Source organism: Pseudomonas sp. GM30, assembly GCF_000282275.2.
Taxonomy (GTDB): Bacteria; Pseudomonadota; Gammaproteobacteria; order Pseudomonadales; family Pseudomonadaceae; genus Aquipseudomonas.
On the sequence record NZ_AKJP02000027.1, the window covers coordinates 268,701 to 290,151 of the forward strand.

Below are 21,451 nucleotides of genomic sequence, written 5' to 3' on the forward strand. Positions count from 1 at the left end.
CCCTGTTGTTTTTCTTATCCTTCCATCACAGCCCATAACGCTTCCAGTTCGGCCTCGCTGAACAGGCCAGCGGGGTAGCGCTCGATCATCATCCGGCGCGGATCAGGTTCCCTGATCTGACGCGTTCCGTTGGATTTCAAAAAGTGCGCGACAATCTGGAGCGATTCGCCGTTGACGGCCATGGGATGCAAAGTCCGCTCGCTGACTACGTTCACTTCGGCGTTCATTTCAGCGCTCTCTCCCCGTTCGTGAGCGGCTAAGTTATCCAAGGTATATGACAGAACTGTTGAAGTTCCCCCCTCTCCCTAGTGCACTTTGTCCGATACAAGAGCTATGCCAAGGTTTCCGATTTGTCGACAGGCGGATACAAACAAGCCCGCGGTCCAACAGGGCCGCGGGCTTGTTTGAATGTGTAGCAAGCTAATTGTTGCCCGGCCGATTTATGAATCAACTCAAGCTGTTACGTCTCAACTCACTCTTTGTGCGGGGCTGGCTGTTGTTGGGTAAGGCAGTGGATATTGCCGCCACCCAGTAACAGTTCACGGCCCGGCACCATCACCACTTCGTGCTGCGGGAACAGCTTCTGCAGGATCTCCCGCGCAGGCGCGTCCATTGGATCGTCGAAGCTCGGCGCGATGATGCCGCCGTTGACGATCAGGAAATTCACGTAGGAACCGGCCAGGCGCACGGACGGGTTACGCTCCTGCGTACCGTCCACCGGATCGACACCGGCGCACTCTTCTTCGGTGGCGTACAGCGGCCCGGGAATCGGCATCTTGTGCACCGTGAACGGGCGGCCCTTGGCGTCGGTGCTGCTTTGCAGCACGTTCATCGCCGCCTGGCAGCGCGGGTAGTTCGGATCCTGCGGATCGTCGGTCCACGCCAGCAACACTTCGCCCGGGCGCACGTAGCAGCAGAAGTTATCCACATGGCCGTCGGTCTCGTCGTTGAACAGGCCATCCGGCAGCCAGATGATCTTGTCCACCGACAGATTATCGCGAAGCACCGCTTCGATTTCTTCGCGGCCCAGGTGCGGGTTGCGGTTGTGATTGAGCAGGCACTCTTCGGTGGTGATCAGCGTGCCTTCGCCATCGACGTGAATCGAGCCGCCCTCGAGCACAAAACCTTCGGTGCGATAACGCGGGCTGCGCTCGATTTCGAGGATCTTGCCGCCAACCTGCGAATCACGATTCCACGGCGAATACAAACCGCCTTCGAAACCGCCCCAAGAGTTGAAGTCCCAGTTCACACCGCGCACTTCGCCACTGTTGTTGATGACGAACGTCGGGCCGGTATCACGCACCCAGGCGTCATCGCTGGACATCTCGACCACGCGGATATTTGGCACGTCGAGGCGTGCACGGGCGTTTTCGTACTGGCCGGCCGAAACGGCAACGGTTACCGGTTCGAAACGGGCGATGGCCTTGGCCACTGCAACGTGCGCGGCCTGCGCCGGCTTGCCACCCAGGCGCCAGTTGTCCGGACGCTCAGGCCAGATCATCCAGGTCTGGGTCTGCGGCGCCCACTCGGCCGGCATGTAGAAGCCATCGTCACGCGGGGTACTTTTCAAAGTGGTCATCGGCACAGGACTCCTGGGGAACCGTCGAAGGGTTGCAAAGCAATGGCGACTTTATAACCGATAAATATCGGCATTAAAAGCTGACAACTAACCGAACATCTAAAATCTCACAACAATTATCGATATAAATCTGAATCCCTGTAGGAGCTGCCGCAGGCTGCGATCTTTTGATCTGGCTACAAAATCAAAAGATCGCAGCCTGCGGCAGCGCCTACAGGGGTATGGGTTACAGTCCTTCTTCGAGCACCCGATCCAGCATGTCGACAAAGAAGTCGACGCTGCGACGCGAGGTGACCATCGGCGGTTTGATCTTGAGAATGTTCAGGTCATCTCCGGTCGGCTGCATGAAGATCCCCAGCTCGCGCAGGCGATCGCACAACAACGTGGTCTCCTCGGTGGCCGGCTCCAGGGTTTCGCGATTGCGGATCAACTCCACGCCCAGATAAAACCCGGAACCGTGCACCGCGCCTACCAGCGGATGTTTATCGATCAAGGCTTCCAGCCGCGCCTTGAAATGCCCGCCAACCACCTGGGCGTTTTCCCAGAGTTTTTCTTCTTCCATCACATCCAGCACCGCCATGCCGATCTGGCAACTCACCGGGCTGCCGCCAGCGGACGAGAAGAAGTAGCCTTCGGCCTCCAGCGCTTCGGCAATCTCCCGGCGTGTGATCACCGCGCCGAGCGGCTGACCGTTGCCCATGCCCTTGGCCATGCAGATGATGTCCGGCACCACGCCCTGCTCTTCGAAACCCCAGAAAAAATGGCCCATGCGTCCGTAACCGACCTGTACTTCATCGGCGATGCACACCCCGCCTTGGGCACGTACCAATGCATACACCTGCTTCAGGTAATTGGGCGGCAGGGCAATACCGCCGGCATTGCCATACACCGGCTCGCAGATGAACCCGGCCAGTTGACGCTCCTGCGCGGCGATATGCGCCAGTTGCGCCTCGACGCTGCGCACATAATCCGGCGCCGAATCGAGGCCACGGAATTCACCGCGATAGATGTTCGGCGCGGTCACCGGGTGCACCCAGTCCGGGCGGCTTTCAAGTGCACGCGGGTTGTCGGCGATCGACGTCGACACCGCATCGGCGCCCACCGTCCAGCCGTGATAGGCCTCCAGCACGCTGAGCATGTCGCGGCCGCCGCTGTAGGCCCACGCCAGACGGATCGCCAGGTCGTTGGCTTCGCTGCCACTGTTGACCAGAAACACCCGGTCCATGCCTTCCGGCGCCAGTTTCAGCAGGCGCTCGGAAAACTCCGCCACGGCTGCATAGTTGAATCGCGAGTTGGTGTTGAGCAGCGACCACTGTCGCGCCGCCACTTGGGCCATACGCGGATGACCATGGCCGAGCACCGCGACGTTGTTGAGCATGTCGAGGTAGGAGCGGCCCTGCATGTCGATCAGGTGATTGCGCCAGCCGCGCTCGATGCGCGGCGGGTCGAGGTAATAGTGTTTTTGCGTGCGGGCGAAACTGGCGTCGCGCCGCTCAAGCAAGGTTTTCGCGTCCAGCTCCGGCTCGGCATCGCAGGCCAAGCCCAACAGCGCCGCTGGCGACGGGCACAAGGCCTGCCACGCGGCAGCGCGCGAAGGGCTGCAGAACAACGGCGCATCCAGCGATGCAACGCGGCTCAACTGCACAAGCAGCCGCCCATTGACCGCACCCAGCACCTGACCTTTGACCAGCGCCGCGCCGCTGTGCAGCGAGGCGTTCACACCGCGCAAACGCACGCTGAGCTGCGGCCCGTCGAGCTGCAACACACCGTCCGCCGCGTGATGCAGCACACCGGCAAACGGCGCTTCCACGACCGTGCCTCGTGGCACACGCAGTTCAACGTGCAGCGGGAAGGTCTCCGGTTCGACCGCGCTGTCCACTCGCGTCTGCGACAAGCGGTATTGCCCGTAACGACTGGCCGCCAGGCCATGCGCGGCGGCGGCTTCAGTCAGCAGCTGCTGATCGATGCCCGCCTGCTCCCAGTTGCCCGCCTCGAAATGCGGACTCAGAACGCCAAGATCGATCAGCGCAAATTCCCGCCCGACCAGTTCCGGCAGCAGCGGCGCGAACCCTTCACTGCCAATGGCCGGCAGTTGCTGGCCGACCGCCGTGAGGATCGCCGCTTCCATCAGCGCCAATGGCACCGAAGTCGCCACGTGGAAAATTTCCCACTCGTGACCAAGATTGTCGCGGCTGTAGGTGTTGCCCGGGTCGATGCTGACCTGCTGCTCGCCACTGAGTACCAGCACCGCCGCCCGCGCCACGATCAGCGGCCACAGTGCCTGCAACTCTTCGTGCTGCAGCGGATTGACCGCGTGATAGGCCTGCACCGCCGGCAGAATCACGAACGGATCACCGCCGGCATGGTGCAGCAGCGCCGCGCAGGTCACCGACAGATCGGTGATGCGCCATGTGCGCACCAGATCGCCAAAATCGATTACGCCCTGCAATTGCCAATGACGCTTGGCATCGCGTTGCCACACGGCGTTGTCATCGGTGATGTCCATGTGAATCGCCTGCACCGGCAGTTTGTCCTGCAACGGCTGCAAGCGACGTTCGGCCTGTTCGGCGGCGGCAGCGATCAGTGCGCGCTGGCGTTCATCCTTGATCACCGGCAGCAGGTGGTTGATCAGCGCACTGGCATGGCGCGCATCCCATTGCAGCGCGCGCTCAAGACCCGGATGGTCGAAGCCGGCCAGCGCCAGATCCATCTCGCCACATAACTGACCGAATCTGGCCACCACGTCATGCCCCAAATGCTCGAGCTGGGTCAGCGACTGACCTTCGATGTACTCCAGCAGCCGCACGTGCACCGGCTCGCCGTTGGCCTGCAGCGATAACAGGTCCTCACCGTTATTGGCCGAGATCACCTTGGGTACGTGCACTGACGAATGCTCGGCGAGGTACTTGAGGCCCGCATGTTGGGCCTGCAACTCCACCAGCGCGTAATCACCCCGGCAGATTTTCAGGACGAAGCGCCCACGCTCGCTGTCGACCCGATAATTCAGATCCTGCTGACTGCCCAGCGCCTGCAACGTGCCGCTGAGCCCGTAATGCTCCGCCAGCCACTGCCGGGCCAGTGCCTCAGAGACCTGCGGGCTGGGCAAACTGGCGCGATGAATCAACGTGGCGAGCGGCATGGAACGACCCCTGAAATTTTATTAGGCGCCTATATCGCCATTGCTACAGAGGATGCGCAACCCCCGACCTGAGATATTCAAGCGCTCGCATCCGCCGGCACTTTGCGCAAGAATGTCGGCCATTCACACCTATCTGGAAATAATCACATGAATGTAATCACCACCGATCTGCCCGGTGTTCTGATCATCGAACCCAAGGTATTTGGTGACGAGCGCGGCTTCTTCTACGAGAGTTTCAACGCCAAGGCCTTTCAGGAAGCGACCGGTCTGGACACTCAATTCGTTCAGGACAACCATTCGCGCTCGCAGAAAGGCGTGCTGCGCGGCCTGCATTACCAGCTGCAAAATACCCAGGGCAAACTGGTTCGGGTGACCGCCGGCGAAGTGCTTGATGTAGCCGTGGACATCCGTCGCAGCTCGCCGCACTTCGGCAAGTGGGTTGCTGTACGCCTGTCGGCCGAGAACCACCGTCAACTGTGGGTTCCGGAAGGCTTTGCCCATGGTTTCGTGGTGCTGAGCGAGTTCGCCGAATTCCTCTACAAGACCACCAACTACTACGATCCATCGTCCGAACGCAGCATTCGCTGGGACGACCCTGCCTTGGGCATCGACTGGCAACTGGACGAAGCGCCGAAACTGTCGGCCAAGGATCAGGCCGGTGCGCTGCTCAAGGACGCTGACGTCTTCGCCTGAGCCTAGGCATAATGCGCCTGTTCACTCAGGCGCATCCGGCTCATGAAACCATCTCTACCCCGCAGACCCCGCTGGCGCAGCCTCGCCCTGCTGGCGTTGTGCCTGGCACCGCTGCTGTGGCCGCTGGAGCATCTGGCCGAGCGCTATTACCGCAGTGAACTGGCCGGGCAAAACCGCCAGACCCTCGATCTTTACGTCGCCAACCTGCTCGGCACCCTCCACCGCTACGAAGTATTGCCGCAGATCCTCGGCGATTTGCCGGCCCTGCGCGCCGTGCTCGGGGCACCGGACGACGGCGTCACCCAAGGCAACGCCAACCGCCTGCTGAAAAACATCGCCGCACAGACCGGCGCCGAAGTCATGTACCTGATGGACACCAGCGGCCAGACTCTCGCGGCGTCAAACTGGGACAAACATGACAGTTTCGTCGGGCGCAATTTCGCTTTCCGTCCGTATTTCAGCGAAGCCATGGCCGGGCGTCTGGGCCGCTTCTTCGGCCTCGGTACTACTTCGGCCAAACGCGGTTATTTCTTCGCCGCGGCGGTGCGCAACGGCGAAAAAATCATCGGCGTGCTGGTGATCAAAGTCGATCTCGACCACACCGAAAGCCTGTGGGGCAAAACCCCGGAACAACTGTTGGTGACCGACCACAACGGCGTGGTGATTCTCACCTCGCGCCCGGAGTGGCGCTTTCGCTCGACCCGCGTCCTCAGCGACAGCGAGCGCGCTGCCATCACCGCGATCCAGCCCTACCCGACCCGCGAGCCGCGCCCGCTGAACCTCAGCCCTAGCGCGTGGCTGATCCAGACCCACGACATCGCCGAAACCGGCTGGAGCGTGAGCATTCTCGCCCCGCGCACCCTTATCGACCGCCCGGTGCGCACCGTCGTAGCCATCGGCGGCGCCACCCTGCTGGTGGTGATGTTGCTGCTAGGCCTGATGATGCAGCGCCGTCGCCATTATCTGGAGCGCATCGCTTTCGAGGCCAAGGCGCGGCGTGAACTGGAAGGTCGGGTCGCTGAACGCACCAGCGACCTCGAAGGCCTCAACCGCCGCCTCAAGCAGGAAGTGCTGGAGCGCGAACAGGCCCAGCAGGAACTGGTGCGTGCCCAGGACGATCTGGTCCAGGCCGGCAAACTCTCGGCACTGGGCACCATGTCGGCGAGCATCAGCCACGAGCTCAACCAGCCGCTGGCGGCGATCCGCAGCTATGCGGAAAACGCCGAAGTACTGCTCGATCATCAACGCACCGACGATGCTCGCGGCAACCTCAAACTGATCAGCGAGCTGACCGGGCGCATGGCCTCGATCATCGCGCACCTGCGTGCCTTCGCCCGCCGTGATCGCCACGCCCCGGAAAGCGTGGCTCTGCAACCGGCGCTGGACGATGCGCTGGCATTGCTGGCCAAACGGCGCCGCAGCATGGAAGTCGAACTGATCCGCGATCTGCCCGCCGCCACGCTGTGGGTCGAGGCCGGGGAAACCCGTCTGCGCCAGGTGCTCGGCAATCTGCTGGCCAACGCCCTCGATGCGCTGACCGAAAAAGGCCCGCCGCGCAAACTGTGGCTGAGTGCCGAATCCACGGCCGAGGGCGTCAATCTGTACATTCGCGACAACGGCCCGGGCTTTTGCATGGAAGCCCTCGGCCGCGCCAGCGAGCCCTTCTACACCACCAAGACCCGTACTCAGGGCCTTGGCCTGGGGCTGGCGATCTGTGAAACCCTGATGCGCGCCTTCGGTGGTGAACTGTCGTTCGCCAACCACAAGCAAGGTGGCGCCTTGATCACCCTGCGGCTGCGCGCCGGCGCGCCCGGGGTCAGCCTGCAACCGTCCGAGGATCGAAGTGCATGACCATCGACAATCGCATTCAGGTGGTGTTGATCGACGACGATCCGCACCTGCGTCAGGCCCTCGGCCAGACCCTGGACCTGGCCGGGCTGAAAATCCTTCCTCTGTCCGAAGCCAAAGGTCTGGCCGGGCAACTGGAGCGTGACTGGCCCGGCGTGGTGGTCAGCGACATCCGCATGCCGGGCATGGACGGCCTGGAGCTGTTGAGCGAATTGCACGCTCAGGATCCGGAGCTGCCGGTGCTGCTGATCACTGGCCACGGCGATGTGCCGCTGGCGGTGCAAGCAATGCGTGCCGGCGCCTATGACTTTCTGGAAAAACCGTTCGCCAGCGACGCCCTGCTCGACAGCGTGCGCCGCGCCCTGGCCCTGCGCCGGCTGGTGCTGGACAACCGCAGCCTGCGCCTGGCCTTGAGCGATCGCAACGAACTGAGCGCACGACTGGTCGGCCACTCGGCGCCAATGTTGCGCCTGCGCGAGCAGATTGGCGCGCTGGCGGCGACCAAGGCCGACGTGCTGATCCTCGGTGAAACCGGCGCCGGTAAAGAGGTCGTGGCCCGTGCACTTCACGATTTATCGAGCCGGCGAAACGGCCCGTTCGTGGCGATCAACGCCGGGGCACTGGCCGAATCGGTGGTGGAAAGTGAGCTGTTCGGGCATGAACCGGGCGCGTTCACCGGCGCGCAGAAACGCCGGATCGGCAAGTTCGAGTTCGCCAACGGCGGCACGCTGTTCCTCGACGAAATCGAAAGCATGAGCATGGACGTGCAGGTGAAACTGCTGCGCATGCTGCAAGAGCGTGTGGTCGAACGTCTGGGTGGCAATCAGTTGATCCCGCTGGACATCCGCGTCATCGCCGCGACTAAGGAAGACCTGCGTCAGGCCGCTGATCAAGGGCGTTTTCGCGCCGACTTGTATTACCGTCTGAACGTTGCACCGCTGCGCATTCCGCCACTGCGCGAACGCGGCGAGGACGCGCTGGTGCTGTTCCAGCATTACGCCGATGAAGCCAGCGCCCGCCACGGTTTGCCGCCTCACGAACTGCAACCGGCGCAACGCGCCTTGCTGCTGCGCCACACCTGGCCGGGCAACGTGCGCGAATTGCAGAACGCTGCCGAGCGTTTCGCCCTCGGTCTGGAACTGGCGCTGGATAACAGTGGCGTCGAAGGCGCCGGCACTACCGTGGAAGTCATCAGCGGCGGTCTGAGCGAGCAAGTGGAAAACTTCGAGAAGTCGTTGATTGCCGCCGAGCTGGCGCGCTCCCACAGTTCGGTGCGCAGCCTCGCCGAAGCCCTGGGTATTCCGCGCAAGACCCTGCACGACAAACTGCGCAAGCACGGCTTGAATTTCGCCGACAGTAACGCCCATGGAGACGAAGCCGAATGAGCCGCGACAGTCACTATCTGGAATCGGTGCTGCATCACGACATTCCCCTGACCCGCGAGATGGGCCTCAAGGTCCTCGCCTGGCACGAGCAGCAGTTGAGTTTGCACTTGCCGCTGGAGCCGAACGTCAATCACAAAAGCACCATGTTCGGCGGCAGTCTCTACTGCGGCGCGGTGCTGGCGGGCTGGGGCTGGCTGCATCTGCGCCTGAAGGAAGAAGGCATCGAAGACGGGCACATCGTGATTCAGGAAGGCCAGATCAGCTATCCGCTGCCCGTGACCGGTGATGCCACGGCGCTTTGCCCGGCACCGGAAGCGGCGGTCTGGAAGAAGTTTCTGGCGATGTATCACCGCTACGGGCGGGCGCGATTGACGCTCAACACGCGGATCGTCAATGCCGGGAGTGATGAGGATGCGGTGACGTTCAGCGGGCAATACGTTCTGCACCGCTGAGTCTTCAGTGATGCACTAATCACTTGTGGCGAGGGGATTTATCCCCGATCGGCTGCGCAGCAGTCGCAATTCATGTCGTACGTAGAGTAGGGCCGTTACGCGGCCCATCGGGGATGAATCCCCTCACTACAATGCGATGTGCAGGAATCAGGAGCGAGCCAGCTCCAACAGTCTTGCACGCCACGCGGCCTTCGCCGGCAACGCCAGAAAGAACTCATTGAGCAGCGATTCCCGCGCCGGATAACAGAACGCCTCGCCCTGCAGATCCAGCACTTCGCCGCCGGCACCTTCGAGTACGCCCTGCGCTGCCGCGGTGTCCCATTGCGAAGTCGGCGCCAGTCTTGGGTAGCAATCCGCCGCCCCTTCAGCCAACAGACAAAACTTCAGCGAACTGCCGATGTTCGCCAGTTGCAACTCGCCCAGGCTGGCGCTCAAACCGGCAAGCAGCCGCTCTTGCTCCGGACTCGAGTGCCGACGGCTCGCCACCACGGTGAACGCTTCACCGGGCGCGAGCACCTCACGCACCTCAATCGCCACCGGCGAACCACCTTTGTCCCCACGCCACGCACCGAGCCCGGCACCGCCGACATAGAACCGGCCATTGGTCGGCATCGACACCACGCCAAACACCACCCGCCCGTTTTCGATCAGGGCGATGTTGACGGTGAACTCTTCACTGCCGCTGATGAACTCCTTGGTGCCATCCAGCGGGTCCACCAACCACCAGCGCTGCCACCCGGCGCGCACGCTCTGCGGGATGTTGGCGTCTTCCTCGGACAGAATCGGAATACTGGAGTCCAGCGCGGTCAGCCCGGCAACGATCACGTGGTGCGCAGCCATGTCCGCGGCGGTCACTGGTGAATCATCGGACTTGGCGGTGACCGCCACGTCAGCGCGCCAAAACGGCAGGATCGCCTCGCCAGCCTGCAATGCCAGCTCAACCACTGGCGCCATCAACGGATGGGTAAACTTCATCAATATCTCACTCATGGCTGAAAGAACCCGCGCTGCGTCAGCAGATCACGCGCCAGATACAGCGCCGCCAAGGCACGGCCTTCGGTAAATTGCGGGTTTTGCGCCAGCGCCGCCAGTTCACGCAGGTTGACCTTGTCGACGCGCATCGGCTCGGGCTCGTCGCCCTCCAGACGCTCCTCGTACAAATCGGTGGCCAGCACCACCTGGATCTTCTGGCTCATGTAACCGGGCGACAGCGACAACTCGGTCAGATGTTCCAGCTGGCGCGCGCCGAAACCGGCCTCCTCCTTGAGTTCGCGCTCGGCGGCTGCCAGCACATCTTCGCCCGGCTCGATCAAGCCTTTGGGCAGGGACAGTTCGTACTCGTCAGTGCCGCCGCAGTATTCCTCGACCAGCACCGCGTGTTCGCTGTCGAGCATCGCCACAATCATCACCGCGCCATAACCCGCGCCTTTGCCGACCAGACGCTCGTAAGTGCGTTCCACGCCGTTGGAAAAACGCAGCTTCAGTTCTTCGACGCAAAACAGACGACTGGTGGCGACGATCTCGCGGGCGAGTACAGTGGGTTTCTGGCGCATGCAAAGCTCCTTGGCGTGAACGCGCTACTATAACGCGGCTTTCCCGATTGTTTGTGTCGGATATCTTTCTACCGCTCGAGACGTTGCCATGCCTTCTCTACCGTGGTCTGACATCGATACCGTCCTGCTGGACATGGACGGTACGCTGCTGGACCTGCACTTCGACAACCATTTCTGGCTGGAACACCTGCCGCAACGCTACGCCGAACTGCACGGGGTGAGCCGCGCCATGGCCGAGATGGAACTGCAGCCGCTGTTCGAGCGCCATGCCGGGCAACTGCAGTGGTATTGCCTGGATTTCTGGAGTGCCGAGCTGAAGCTCTCGGTGCGTGAACTGAAACTGGAAACCGCACACTTGATCGCCCTGCGTACGGATGCCGACACGTTTCTGCAAGCGATTAAAAACGCCGGCAAACGGGTGATCATGATCACCAATGCACACCGGGATTCGCTGTCGCTGAAACTGGAACGAATTGAACTGGCGCCCTATTTCGAGCGGCTGATCAGCTCGCACGATTACGGGTTTCCCAAGGAAAATCCGCAGTTCTGGGATGCCCTGCAGGTGGACATCGACTTTGATCCGGCGCGCAGCCTGTTTATCGACGATACGTTGCCGATTCTGCGTAGTGCGCGGGAATTTGGTGTGACGCATTTGTTGGCGGTGAAAGAGCCGGACAGTCGCAAGGGGCCGAAGGACACGGCTGAGTTTGCTGCAGTTGAAGACTACCGCGATTTGATTCGGGGTCTCTGATTTCCTGTAGGAGCTGCCGAAGGCTGCGACCTTTTGACTTTGATTGTTTAAAAAACAAGATCAAAAGATCGCAGCCTTCGGCAGCTCCTACAGGGGTTGTGAGCTACTCAGGGATACGCAGGGTCTGGCCTGGATAGATTTTGTTTACATCCTTGAGCATTGGTTTGTTGGCCTCAAAGATCTTGTTGTACTGGTTGGCGTTGCCATACACCGCCAGGGAAATTGCGCTGAGGGTGTCGCCCTTTTTCACCACGACAAAACGCGCGGCGGCCACCACCGGCCCGGTCACGGTGATCTGATCATCAACGCTGCCCACGCCTTCGATATTACCCACCGCCAGCAAAATCTTTTCCTTCTCCTCCTGGCTGGCGACTTCACCGGTGACCGTCACCTTGTCGCCGTCCACGGTGGCCTGAACATTCGGGTTGCCCAACCCGACCTTGCTGATATGTTCCTTCAACTGCTCACTGGCATTGGCATTGCCCGGGGTCAGCAGGTCGATCAGCTTTTCACCGGCCTCTTTCACAAAGCTAAAAAGACTCATAGCGCACACTCCTTGATTTGGGTTCCAGACGTCCAAGCCTAGACCACACCAGAGCAACCCGGTTCCAGGCCGACCAATGACCCGGCAAGTCGCGTACTCAAACCTTTGGCGTGCCGCCCCGCCAATTGCGGAGCCGCTTGATCGACGCCATCTATCAATAGATCGACAGTACCGATTAGACGCGACAAGTTGCCGCGCCTAGTCTTAGCGTTGATCAATCCGTCGGTGATGCCATGAACGCCAAGCGCCCAACTTGCGCGGCGCCTGCACTCGAAACGCCCGCGCCCGCCGCCAGCCAGACCTACAGCTACAGCGACCTGCCTCGTGTGGAATCGTCCAGCACCGCGCTCGCCGAGGAAGTCGCGCTGGCGATCGCCTACAACGGCATCAGTCAGGCGGTGATGCTGGTGACGCCGACGGATCTGGAAGATTTCATCGTCGGTTTCAGCCTCGGCAGCGGCATCATCGAAGACGCCAGCGACATTTACGACCTGCAACTGACCGGCGCAGGCTCGGCGCAATACGCGCAAGTGACCATCGCCAACCGTGCATTCTGGAACCTCAAGCAACAGCGCCGCCAATTGGCCGGTACCAGCGGTTGCGGGTTGTGTGGCGTCGAAGCGGTGGAACAGGCCTTGCCCGATCTCAAGGTGTTGCCCGGCGCGCCGCTGCCGCCCGCCGCATGGCTCGATGGTCTGCGCCAGCGCATCGGGGCATTTCAGCCACTCGGTCAGCACTGCGGCGCAGTCCACGCGGCGGTGTTCATGAACGCCAGTGGTGAATTGCTGCTGGGCCGTGAAGACATCGGCAGGCACAACGCCCTCGACAAACTGATTGGCGGGCTGATCCGCCAGAAGATTTCCACCGAAGGCGGCCTGGCGATTGTCACCAGCCGTTGCAGTCTCGAATTGATCCAGAAAGTTTTACGCGCCGGCATCCAGACTCTGGTCAGCCTGTCCGCGCCCACGGGCCTTGCCGTGCAATGGGCCCGTCGCCACAACCTCAATCTCATCCACCTGCCGCAGAAGAATGCGCCGCGGGTCTACAGCCCAGCGATGGAGAATCAAGCGTGAGCCAACATCATCAAGCCGACCAGAAACCTGTCCCGCGCTACAAACCTTACAAAGGTGCAGCCGGTGGCTGGGGTGCCCTGATCAGTGTGGCCCAGGCCTGGTTGACCAGCGACAACGCACTGAAAAACCTGCGCATGATGCTCAAGACCAACCAGAACGGCGGCTTCGACTGCCCGGGCTGCGCCTGGGGCGATTCGCCGGAGAGCGGCATGGTCAAGTTCTGCGAGAACGGCGCCAAAGCAGTGAACTGGGAAGCGACCAAGCGTCGGGTGGACGGCAAGTTCTTCGCCAAACACAGCGTCACGTCGTTGCTGGAGCAGAGCGACTACTGGCTTGAATACCAGGGCCGCCTGACCGAGCCGATGGTCTACGACGCCGAAACCGACCGCTACAAACCCATCGCCTGGGACGATGCCTTCGCCCTGATCGGCAAACACCTGCAAGCGTTGTCGAGCCCCGATCAAGCCGAGTTCTATACCTCGGGCCGTGCCAGCAACGAAGCGGCATACCTGTATCAGCTGTTTGTGCGCGCCTACGGCACCAACAACTTCCCCGACTGCTCGAACATGTGCCACGAGGCCAGCGGTGTGGCGTTGGCGCAAAGCGTTGGCGTCGGCAAAGGCACCGTGACCTTCGACGACTTTGAACACGCCGACGCGATTTTCGTCTGGGGCCAGAACCCCGGCACCAATCATCCACGGATGCTCGAACCACTGCGTGAAGCGGTGAAGCGCGGCGCGCAAGTGGTGTGCATCAACCCGCTGAAAGAGCGCGGCCTGGAACGCTTCCAGCATCCACAGCACCCGATCGAAATGCTCACCAACGGCGACAAGCCGACGAACACCGCGTACTTCCGTCCAGCACTTGGCGGCGATATGGCGGTGCTGCGCGGCATGGCCAAGTTCCTCCTGCAGTGGGAGCGCGATGCGCAGAAGGCCGGTGAACCTGCGGTGTTCGATCACGACTTCCTTAACGCCCACAGCACCAACGTGCTGGAGTATCTCGGCGTGGTCGATGACACGCCTTGGGAGCAAATCGTCGCGCAATCCGGCCTGACCCTTGTGGAAATCGAGCAAGCGGCGCGCATGTACGCCAAAGGCAAGAACGTGATCATGTGCTGGGCGATGGGCATCACCCAGCATCGCCACTCGGTGCCGACCATCCAGGAAATCGCCAACCTGATGCTGCTGCGCGGCAACGTCGGCAAACCCGGCGCAGGCCTGTGCCCGGTGCGCGGTCACAGTAACGTGCAGGGCGACCGCACCATGGGCATCAACGAGCGTCCACCGGTGGCGTTCCTCGATTCACTTGAGCGGCGTTTCCAGTTCAAGGTGCCGCGTGACAACGGGCACAACGTGGTCGAGGCGATCCACGCCATGGCCGAGGGCCGCGCCAAGGTTTTCATCGGTCTGGGCGGTAACTTTGCCCAGGCCACACCGGACAGCCCGCGCACCTTCGCGGCGCTGAGCAATTGCGACCTGACCGTGCAGATCAGCACCAAGCTCAACCGCAGCCACCTGGCCCACGGTAAAGACGCACTGATCCTGCCGTGCCTGGGCCGTACCGACATCGATATCCAGACCGAAGGCCCGCAGGCGGTCACCGTGGAAGACTCGTTCAGCATGGTCCACGCCTCCAACGGTCAGTTGCAGCCGCTGTCGAACCAGATGCGCTCGGAACCGGCGATCATCGCCGGCATCGCTGCCGCCACGCTGGGCAGCAAACCGGTGGACTGGAACTGGCTGGTGGCCGACTACGGGCGCATCCGCGACTTGATCGCCGACACCATTCCTGGCTTCAAGGACTTCAACGAGAAGGTCAAGAACCCGGGCGGTTTCTACCTAGGCAACAGTGCGGGCGCGCGCAAGTGGAACACCTCTTCAGGCCGGGCCAACTTCCGCGCGAACCTGCTGCCCAAGGACCTGGTGCATGAACGCACTCGCGCCACCGGGCAACTGCCGGACCTGATCCTGCAATCGATGCGTTCACACGATCAGTACAACACCACGATCTATGGCCTCGACGACCGTTATCGCGGGGTCAAGGGCCAGCGCGATGTGCTGTTCGCCAACGAGGCCGACATCATTCGCCTGGGCTTCCGCCCGGGACAGAAGGCTGACATCGTGTCGATCTGGGACGATGGCCGTGAGCGTCGGGTGAAAGGCTTTACCTTGCTGGCGTTTGATATCCCGGCGGGGCAGGCCGCGGCTTATTACCCTGAGGTGAATCCGCTGGTGCCGCTGGAAAGCACCGGGGATGGCAGTCATACGCCGACATCGAAGTTCATTGCGATCCGCCTTGAGGCGGCGAGTGAGACCGGGTTGATCATGGCCAAGTCCGCTTAAAGACGCTGCCCTGTGGCGTGGGAGCTTGCTCCCGCTGGAGGCCGCAGGACTGCCTCCGTTTGCATTTTTTGGGGCCGCTTCGCGGCCCGGCGGGAGCAAGCTCCCTCGCCACAGAATTTGTGTTGAGTCTCTGTTTCCTGAAACTTTCATACGCCCACAAAAAAGGCCGCTTTTTTACAAAAGCGGCCTGTCCGAAGTAGCTAAAGACCGGCGAAAATCGCTTAAGTTCCGCATACAAAACAGTAACTTGCATAATTGTATACAAGTCGTGTTATTCGTCGGATTTCGATTGTCAGCCTTGTTACACAGCCTCAGGATCGCGCCGTCATCCCTTTGAGGCTCCTCTATGAAGTTCTCCTCGATTCTCTTGTTGTCCCTTGGCCTGGTCAGTGGCTTCGCTTCTGCCGGAGGCACCACCGAAGCAGGTGTGGGCGGCGCATTGGGCGGGGTTCTTGGCTCGGTCGTCGGTCAGTCTTTAGGCGGCAGCACAGGTTCAACCATTGGCGCAGCCCTGGGCGGCGCGGGTGGTAGCGCGGTCGGCGCCAACAAACACAGCCGTGGCGAAGCGGCCATTGGCGGTGCGTTGGGCGCAGCCGGCGGTAACGTGGTCGGCCGCAGCATGGGCGGCACCACCGGCAGCCTGATCGGCGCCGCAGCAGGTGGCGGCGCCGGTGGCGCGCTGGGCAACTACATGGGCAACAAGAGCAACGAGGACGACCGTCATTACGATCGCGATCGTGATCACCGTCGCTACTACCGCGACGACCACCGTGGTCGCGGCCATGCCTACGGCCATCGCAAGCATCACCGGTATTACAACCACCGCTGATTGCTGAGCCTGGCGGGCAACGGATCAAAAGATCGCAGCCTGCGGCAGCTCCTACAGTCGAACCCTGTAGGAATTGCCGCAGGCTGCGATCTTTTTTGCGTTATCACACCAGCAAACGCTCCAGAGCCTGACGCAACCGGCCAGGAATCGGTACCGGCTGATTGCTCGTCCGATCCACAAACACATGAACAAAACGCCCCGCCGCACACGCCTCGCTTTCACCGACCTTGAACACCGCCAGTTCATATTGCACCGAACTGTTACCCAGCTTGCCTACCCGCAGACCGATCTCGATCTGATCCGGGAACGCGATCGAGGCGAAATAATCGCAAGATGAACTCACGACAAAACCCACCACCTCGCCGTCGTGGATATCCAGGCCACCGACCTGAATCAGGTAAGTGTTCACCGCGGTATCGAAAAAGCTGTAGTAGGTAACGTTGTTGATGTGCCCATAAGCATCGTTGTCGTGCCAGCGGGTGGTGATCGGCTGGAAATGCGGGTAGTCGGTGCGTTGCGCCATGGTGCTGGACATCGGTGTCGATTCCTTGAGTTTCTGCCCAGTCTAAAGGTAAAAACCTTTGCCTCGCGCCGCCAGCTCGCCAATCAGTGGCGCCGGCCGCCATTGATCGCCCTGTCGCGTCTCCAGCGCCAGCAAGCGCTGGTGAATGGCTGCCAGCCCCTGATCGTCCGCCCAGGCCATCGGGCCGCCCCTGTCCGCCGGGAAGCCGTAGCCATTGAGGTAAACCTGATCGATGTCATGCGCCGAATCGGCAATGCCTTCCTGCAGAATTTTCGCGCCCTCGTTGACCAGCGCCAGAAGACACCGCTCGAGGATTTCCTCGGACCCAATCTCCCGGCGCTGAAAGCCGAGGCCTTCGCTGACGCGCAATATCAGCGCATCCACCTCAGGATCATGCTCGGCCTGACGACTGCCCGGCTCGTAGTGGTAATAACCATTGCCGGATTTCTGCCCGAATCGGCCCATCTCGCACAAGCGGTTGTCGACCTGAACCTCTGGCGCATCCTGCCCCTTGCCAGCCAATTCGCGCGCGCGCCATTCCAGATCGATGCCCACGACGTCATACATGCGGAACGGCCCCATGGCGAAACCGAAGCCCTGCAAGGCCGCATCGACCTGCTGTGGATAAGCGCCTTCGAGCAACATCTTGCGCGCCTCCAGCACATACGGATGCAACATGCGATTGCCGATAAAACCGTGGCAGTTGCCCGACACCACACTGACCTTGCCCATGCGCTTGCCCAGCGCCAAGGCTGCTTCCAGCGCCGCCGGTGAAGTCTGCGCGCCACGGACGATTTCCAGCAGTTTCATGATGTGCGCCGGGCTGAAGAAATGCAGGCCTAGCACTTGCGATGGACGTCTGGTTGCGGTGGCAATCGCGTCGATGTCCAGCGCCGACGTATTGCTTGCCAACAACGCCTCAGGCTTGAGCAGGCCATCCAGCTCGCGAAAGATCTTCTGCTTGAGCTCAAGGTTTTCGTACACCGCTTCGATCACCAGATCGACATTGCGAATCGCTGCGTAATCCGCCGCCACGCTGACCCGCGCGACACGCGCGTCCGCCTCGGCCTGATCGATCCGGCCCTGGCGCACGTTGTGTGCATACGTGTCGGCCAATGTGCCCAGCGCCTGTTCAAGCATCTGTGGATTGTTATCGACCCATTGCACGGCGATGCCGGCATTGGCCAGGCACATGACAATGCCACGGCCCATGGTGCCCGCACCAATCACGGCAGCTCGCTGAATATCGAAAGTTGTCTGGCTCATGTTGTTCTCTTGTTGGCGATCCGAAGACAGCCTTCACCATAGTCAGGCACTGGACGTTTTTGAAGTTTATTACCGTGATGATCGGCATTCAGCGCATGGATAAGCCCTGAAGCCGCACCGTGTAGAAGCTGCCGAAGGCTGCGATCTTTTGATCTTGATTTTGAAAGATCGCAGCCTTCGGCAGCTCCTGCAGACAGATCAGAGATGCTCTTGAGCCCAACTGCGGACTTGCGCGTACGGATACTCCTCCAGCGCCGCATACCCGCCAATCGCCCGCGCCTTGAGCTTTGTAAACAACGGCACACTGATCCCGCACAGGAACCGCGTCAGGCGCTCGGCCGTTGGCAAACTGCCGGTGTGCTGCTGGTGCTTGTGGATAAAATCACCGCACAACGCCGCGAAGTTCTTATCCACAAGCGCTGGCAACCCGGGAGGTGCCGGCAGCCGCGCGACATTACCGTGGCACACCGAACAGTGCCCGCAGCGCTCGGGCGCATTGTGGTCGCCAAAGTACTCGGCCAGGCGATAACCCAGGCAGCGCTCAGTGGCGAACAGTTCGAGCATGGCGTGAATCCGCGCGACTTCAGTCTGTTCATGCCGGGTGAAGTACTCGTGCAACTCGGCGCTCAGCACAGCGCTGTCGAAATCGCTGTGCAGCACGTTGTAGACCTCGGTCATCTGCTTGCTCTCAAGCTCGACCCAGCCCTTCTCCTGAAAGTAGTCCAGCGCCTTGACCACCCGATTGCGCTCAGCCGAATACTGCGTGTACATCGCCTCGAAATTCACCGTGGCCCAGGTACGTGCGCGGCTGGAAGTCTGGATGATCGCTGCGACAAAATCCCTGCGCTCACCTTCAAAACGCTCAAGCAACGCTTCCGGTTCCAGCAGGTATTTAAAACGGTACTCGGCGTAATAGGCATAGCGCGGCGCGATGAAACCACGCAACTCCATTTGCACCAGCAAAGTCTTCAGCGGCAGCGTGCGAATGTTGCTCTGATCAGCCAGTGGCCCGAGCAGAAACTCCCACTGCCCTTCGGCTGCGGCACCCTGCATTTCTTCCAGCACACAACGAATCCCTTCGCGCTCCGGGGTATCGCCGTAGACGAAGTTTTCCAGCACGTTGAGGCTGTCGCGGTTGGCCAGCACCAGGCAATCCGACGGCTGCCCGTCACGTCCGGCGCGACCAATCTCCTGGCTGTAGTTTTCGATAGATTTCGGCAAGTCGAAATGCACCACGTTGCGGATGTCGCTCTTGTCGATACCCATACCGAAGGCAATGGTCGCGACAATGCAATTGGACTGCCCGGCCATGAAGCGCTTCTGGATCGCCTCGCGCTGATCGTTGGGCAACCCGGCGTGATAAGCCTCGGCCTGTATGCCGTTGCGCCCCAGATGTTCGGCGATGTGCTCGGCGGTTTTCTGCAACGTGACATAGACGATGCTCGGCTGGCCCGGACGCTCGCTCATCCAATCCACCAGGCGCCGGCGCTTGTCCTGGCCACGCACCGGCTCCACCAGCAGATTGAGGTTGGGGCGATAGAAACCGGTGATCACCACATCTTCGGCAGCGATGGCGAATTTGGCTTGCATGTCGGCGATGACTTTCGGCGTCGCCGTGGCCGTCAGCAGCAGGGTTTGCGGAATGTTGAACTGGCGTTGATAGTCCGGCAGTTTCAGATAGTCGGGACGGAAGTTGTGCCCCCATTCCGAGATGCAATGCGCTTCGTCAATCACCAGCAGCGAGATTGGCACCTGCTGCAAAAAGTTGCGGAAACGCTCGTTCTTCAGGCGCTCCACCGAGATCATCAGAATCTTCAGTTCACCCGAACGGGCGCGAGCCATCACATCATTGGCGTCATCGCGGCTTTGTGCCGAATCGATGCTGCCGGCACTGATGCCGTGACGCTTGAGGAATGCCAGTTGATCCTGCATCAACGCCAACAGTGGTGAGACCACCAGGGTCAGATGCGGCAGCAACAGCGCCGGCACTTGATAGCACAGCGACTTGCCGGACCCGGTGGGGAAAATCGCTGCCGCCGAACGTCCCGCCAGTACCGCGCCGATCGCGGCTTCCTGCCCGGGTCGAAACTGTGGATAACCGAAAACCTGTTCCAGGGTGTTGTGCATGCGCTGTCACTCCGTTGACCGCTGTGATGCCAACAGCCTAGCGGGCGATCGCAGCGAGTCGAGAAAAGGCCGGGGTCAATTCAATTCGGGATGATACAGCCAATGGCGCAGACAACTCGGTCCACTGCAGGAGCGAGCCCTCTCGCGAAGAGGCCCCGTAGAACAAAACAAAACAAAACAAAACAAACAATTCACGGCTTTAAAACCGCCACTCGCAACTGCTCGTTCAACACCAGCTCATGCACGCCCTGGCTCTTGCTCGCCCACGTTGCATGGGCCGGGCTGATGTCACCGGTGAAAGCTGCCGCCAACTGCCGCAGTTCCGCGACACTGCGCACGCGCGGGCAGAACGGTTGCCCGTCACAGTCAACGCTGGCGTTGCGATAGGTGCTCAACAAACGATCCCACAGACCGTCACGCACCTGCCTGATCGACTTGAGCTGCACATGCGGCACACCCAGTCGCTGCTCCAGCCCCACCTCGTCCAGCGCTTCACTGGCGAGCAAGGCCCTGCCGAACATCAACACCTCGGCGCGCGAGGCGGTATCGATGCCGGTCTGGCTGGAGAGCGCATCGGGCCAACCGGTGCGTTCAAGGTCGGCAAACATCCAGCTGTTGCCGACATCAGACGCCATGGCCAAACGACAACCACTGGCCCACAGCAATAAAATCGAGGCCATACGTAGCCACTGCATACTCAATTCCCTTTAAGCGCGTATCGGACGTTTGGAAACGTCCTACAAATTCTGGCGCGCACCATACATAGATTTGCCAAGAAACGCCTGTGAATCCCGTGGGAAATTTCTGCGCTAGGGGTTTCACCGCAAAAAAGCCGCAAAACCTTGTAGGGCATATGCCCGGCCCTCGGAAAATCCCCTACGAACGCCGTCCATTGCGGCGCTCTTGTGAGTGCTCGCCACGCACTTCTATAGTGGCCGGCGCGACTGACCACTGAATCAGCCCCGCCCGAGTGCCTTTGTAAAGGACAAGCCTCACCATGATTACCCGCTATCGCCCCTTGAAGACTTGCTACAACGAAAATCCCGTATTGGTCATCGATACTCACTCCAGCCATCGCGATCTGCTTGATGCCGCTGACCAGCGACTGCGTGCCGCCAGCGATCTGCTGGAAACCCTTTACTGTTTATGTTTCAAACAGGCTGATGTTAAAGATATACCTAACATCGTTAATGCTCTTTATTTATTAGTGCAGGACGGTTGTGATTTGCTCGAAGTAGCAAAACATAAACCCCAACAACCAGACCCACACTGAAAACAACTAAAATCCAGAAACAACAGAATGCTTTAATAAACAATCCAAGAAGATCTAAGTTGTTGACTCTT

The 21,451-nt window shown here is 60.8% G+C and carries 19 protein-coding genes; 9 read left to right on the top strand and 10 right to left on the bottom strand.

Annotated features, from left to right (window positions below):
• Positions 1–14 precede the first annotated feature (14 nt).
• The 3 genes from PMI25_RS19060 to PMI25_RS19070 all read right to left on the bottom strand — a co-directional run bounded on the left by PMI25_RS19060 (position 15) and on the right by PMI25_RS19070 (position 4,718).
• Positions 15–227 (bottom strand): hypothetical protein, encoded by a 213-nt coding sequence (locus PMI25_RS19060; protein ID WP_007961849.1) that lies wholly within the window; start codon positions 225–227, stop codon positions 15–17.
• 245 nt (positions 228–472) lie between these two features.
• Entirely contained in the window at positions 473–1,579 is a 1,107-nt protein-coding gene (gene aguA / locus PMI25_RS19065) for an agmatine deiminase (RefSeq protein WP_007961848.1), read from the bottom strand.
• 226 nt (positions 1,580–1,805) lie between these two features.
• A complete protein-coding gene (locus PMI25_RS19070) occupies positions 1,806–4,718 on the bottom strand; it encodes an aminotransferase (protein ID WP_007961847.1) in 2,913 nt (970 codons plus the stop codon).
• 147 nt (positions 4,719–4,865) lie between these two features.
• Here PMI25_RS19070 and rfbC point away from each other — a divergent pair, with 147 nt between their 5' ends.
• Genes rfbC through PMI25_RS19090 form a run of 4 tightly spaced genes read left to right on the top strand, consistent with a single transcriptional unit; the run spans position 4,866 to position 9,096 of the window.
• Positions 4,866–5,411, top strand: a complete 546-nt coding sequence (rfbC, locus tag PMI25_RS19075) for a dTDP-4-dehydrorhamnose 3,5-epimerase (RefSeq protein WP_007961846.1) — start codon at positions 4,866–4,868, stop codon at positions 5,409–5,411.
• A 42-nt stretch (positions 5,412–5,453) separates the two neighbouring features.
• Entirely contained in the window at positions 5,454–7,262 is a 1,809-nt protein-coding gene (locus PMI25_RS19080; protein ID WP_024164478.1) for a sensor histidine kinase, read from the top strand.
• Positions 7,259–8,644, top strand: coding sequence for a sigma-54-dependent transcriptional regulator (locus PMI25_RS19085; RefSeq protein WP_007964663.1), 1,386 nt, complete (start codon positions 7,259–7,261; stop codon positions 8,642–8,644). Before PMI25_RS19080 ends, PMI25_RS19085 begins: the two co-directional genes overlap by 4 nt.
• On the top strand, positions 8,641–9,096 hold the full coding sequence (locus PMI25_RS19090; protein ID WP_007964664.1) for a YiiD C-terminal domain-containing protein: 456 nt from the start codon (positions 8,641–8,643) through the stop codon (positions 9,094–9,096). Before PMI25_RS19085 ends, PMI25_RS19090 begins: the two co-directional genes overlap by 4 nt.
• A 147-nt stretch (positions 9,097–9,243) precedes the next feature.
• Here PMI25_RS19090 and cysQ read toward each other — a convergent pair whose 3' ends face one another.
• Entirely contained in the window at positions 9,244–10,071 is an 828-nt protein-coding gene (cysQ, locus tag PMI25_RS19095; protein ID WP_007964665.1) for a 3'(2'),5'-bisphosphate nucleotidase CysQ, read from the bottom strand.
• Positions 10,072–10,082: 11 nt separating this feature from the next.
• Complete coding sequence (nudE, locus tag PMI25_RS19100; RefSeq protein WP_007964667.1) at positions 10,083–10,649, bottom strand: ADP compounds hydrolase NudE; 567 nt, start codon at positions 10,647–10,649, stop codon at positions 10,083–10,085.
• A gap of 88 nt (positions 10,650–10,737) precedes the next feature.
• Between nudE and yrfG the strand changes: the two genes are divergently transcribed.
• A complete protein-coding gene (yrfG, locus tag PMI25_RS19105) occupies positions 10,738–11,400 on the top strand; it encodes a GMP/IMP nucleotidase (protein WP_007964668.1) in 663 nt (220 codons plus the stop codon).
• A 103-nt stretch (positions 11,401–11,503) separates the two neighbouring features.
• Here yrfG and lysM read toward each other — a convergent pair whose 3' ends face one another.
• Positions 11,504–11,944, bottom strand: coding sequence for a peptidoglycan-binding protein LysM (gene lysM, locus PMI25_RS19110; RefSeq protein ID WP_007964669.1), 441 nt, complete (start codon positions 11,942–11,944; stop codon positions 11,504–11,506).
• A gap of 233 nt (positions 11,945–12,177) precedes the next feature.
• Between lysM and fdhD the strand changes: the two genes are divergently transcribed.
• From fdhD to PMI25_RS19125, 3 genes are all read left to right on the top strand, one after another.
• Positions 12,178–13,017, top strand: coding sequence for a formate dehydrogenase accessory sulfurtransferase FdhD (gene fdhD / locus PMI25_RS19115; protein ID WP_007964670.1), 840 nt, complete (start codon positions 12,178–12,180; stop codon positions 13,015–13,017).
• Positions 13,014–15,362 carry an FdhF/YdeP family oxidoreductase gene (locus PMI25_RS19120; protein ID WP_007964671.1) on the top strand — a complete coding sequence of 783 codons (2,349 nt, stop codon included), beginning with the start codon at positions 13,014–13,016 and terminating at the stop codon, positions 15,360–15,362. Before fdhD ends, PMI25_RS19120 begins: the two co-directional genes overlap by 4 nt.
• 346 nt (positions 15,363–15,708) lie before the next feature.
• Positions 15,709–16,191, top strand: coding sequence for a glycine zipper domain-containing protein (locus PMI25_RS19125; RefSeq protein ID WP_007964672.1), 483 nt, complete (start codon positions 15,709–15,711; stop codon positions 16,189–16,191).
• A gap of 103 nt (positions 16,192–16,294) precedes the next feature.
• Here PMI25_RS19125 and PMI25_RS19130 read toward each other — a convergent pair whose 3' ends face one another.
• The 4 genes from PMI25_RS19130 to PMI25_RS19145 form a co-directional block, all read right to left on the bottom strand.
• Complete coding sequence (locus PMI25_RS19130) at positions 16,295–16,726, bottom strand: acyl-CoA thioesterase (RefSeq protein ID WP_007964673.1); 432 nt, start codon at positions 16,724–16,726, stop codon at positions 16,295–16,297.
• 30 nt (positions 16,727–16,756) lie between these two features.
• On the bottom strand, positions 16,757–17,980 hold the full coding sequence (locus tag PMI25_RS19135) for a 3-hydroxyacyl-CoA dehydrogenase (protein ID WP_007964674.1): 1,224 nt from the start codon (positions 17,978–17,980) through the stop codon (positions 16,757–16,759).
• A 198-nt stretch (positions 17,981–18,178) separates the two neighbouring features.
• Positions 18,179–20,107 (bottom strand): RecQ family ATP-dependent DNA helicase, encoded by a 1,929-nt coding sequence (locus PMI25_RS19140; protein ID WP_007964675.1) that lies wholly within the window; start codon positions 20,105–20,107, stop codon positions 18,179–18,181.
• Positions 20,108–20,298: 191 nt separating this feature from the next.
• Positions 20,299–20,802 (bottom strand): hypothetical protein, encoded by a 504-nt coding sequence (locus tag PMI25_RS19145; protein ID WP_007964677.1) that lies wholly within the window; start codon positions 20,800–20,802, stop codon positions 20,299–20,301.
• Positions 20,803–21,104: 302 nt separating this feature from the next.
• Here PMI25_RS19145 and PMI25_RS28220 point away from each other — a divergent pair, with 302 nt between their 5' ends.
• Positions 21,105–21,380, top strand: a complete 276-nt coding sequence (locus PMI25_RS28220; protein WP_003220660.1) for a hypothetical protein — start codon at positions 21,105–21,107, stop codon at positions 21,378–21,380.
• Positions 21,381–21,451: the final 71 nt, after the last annotated feature.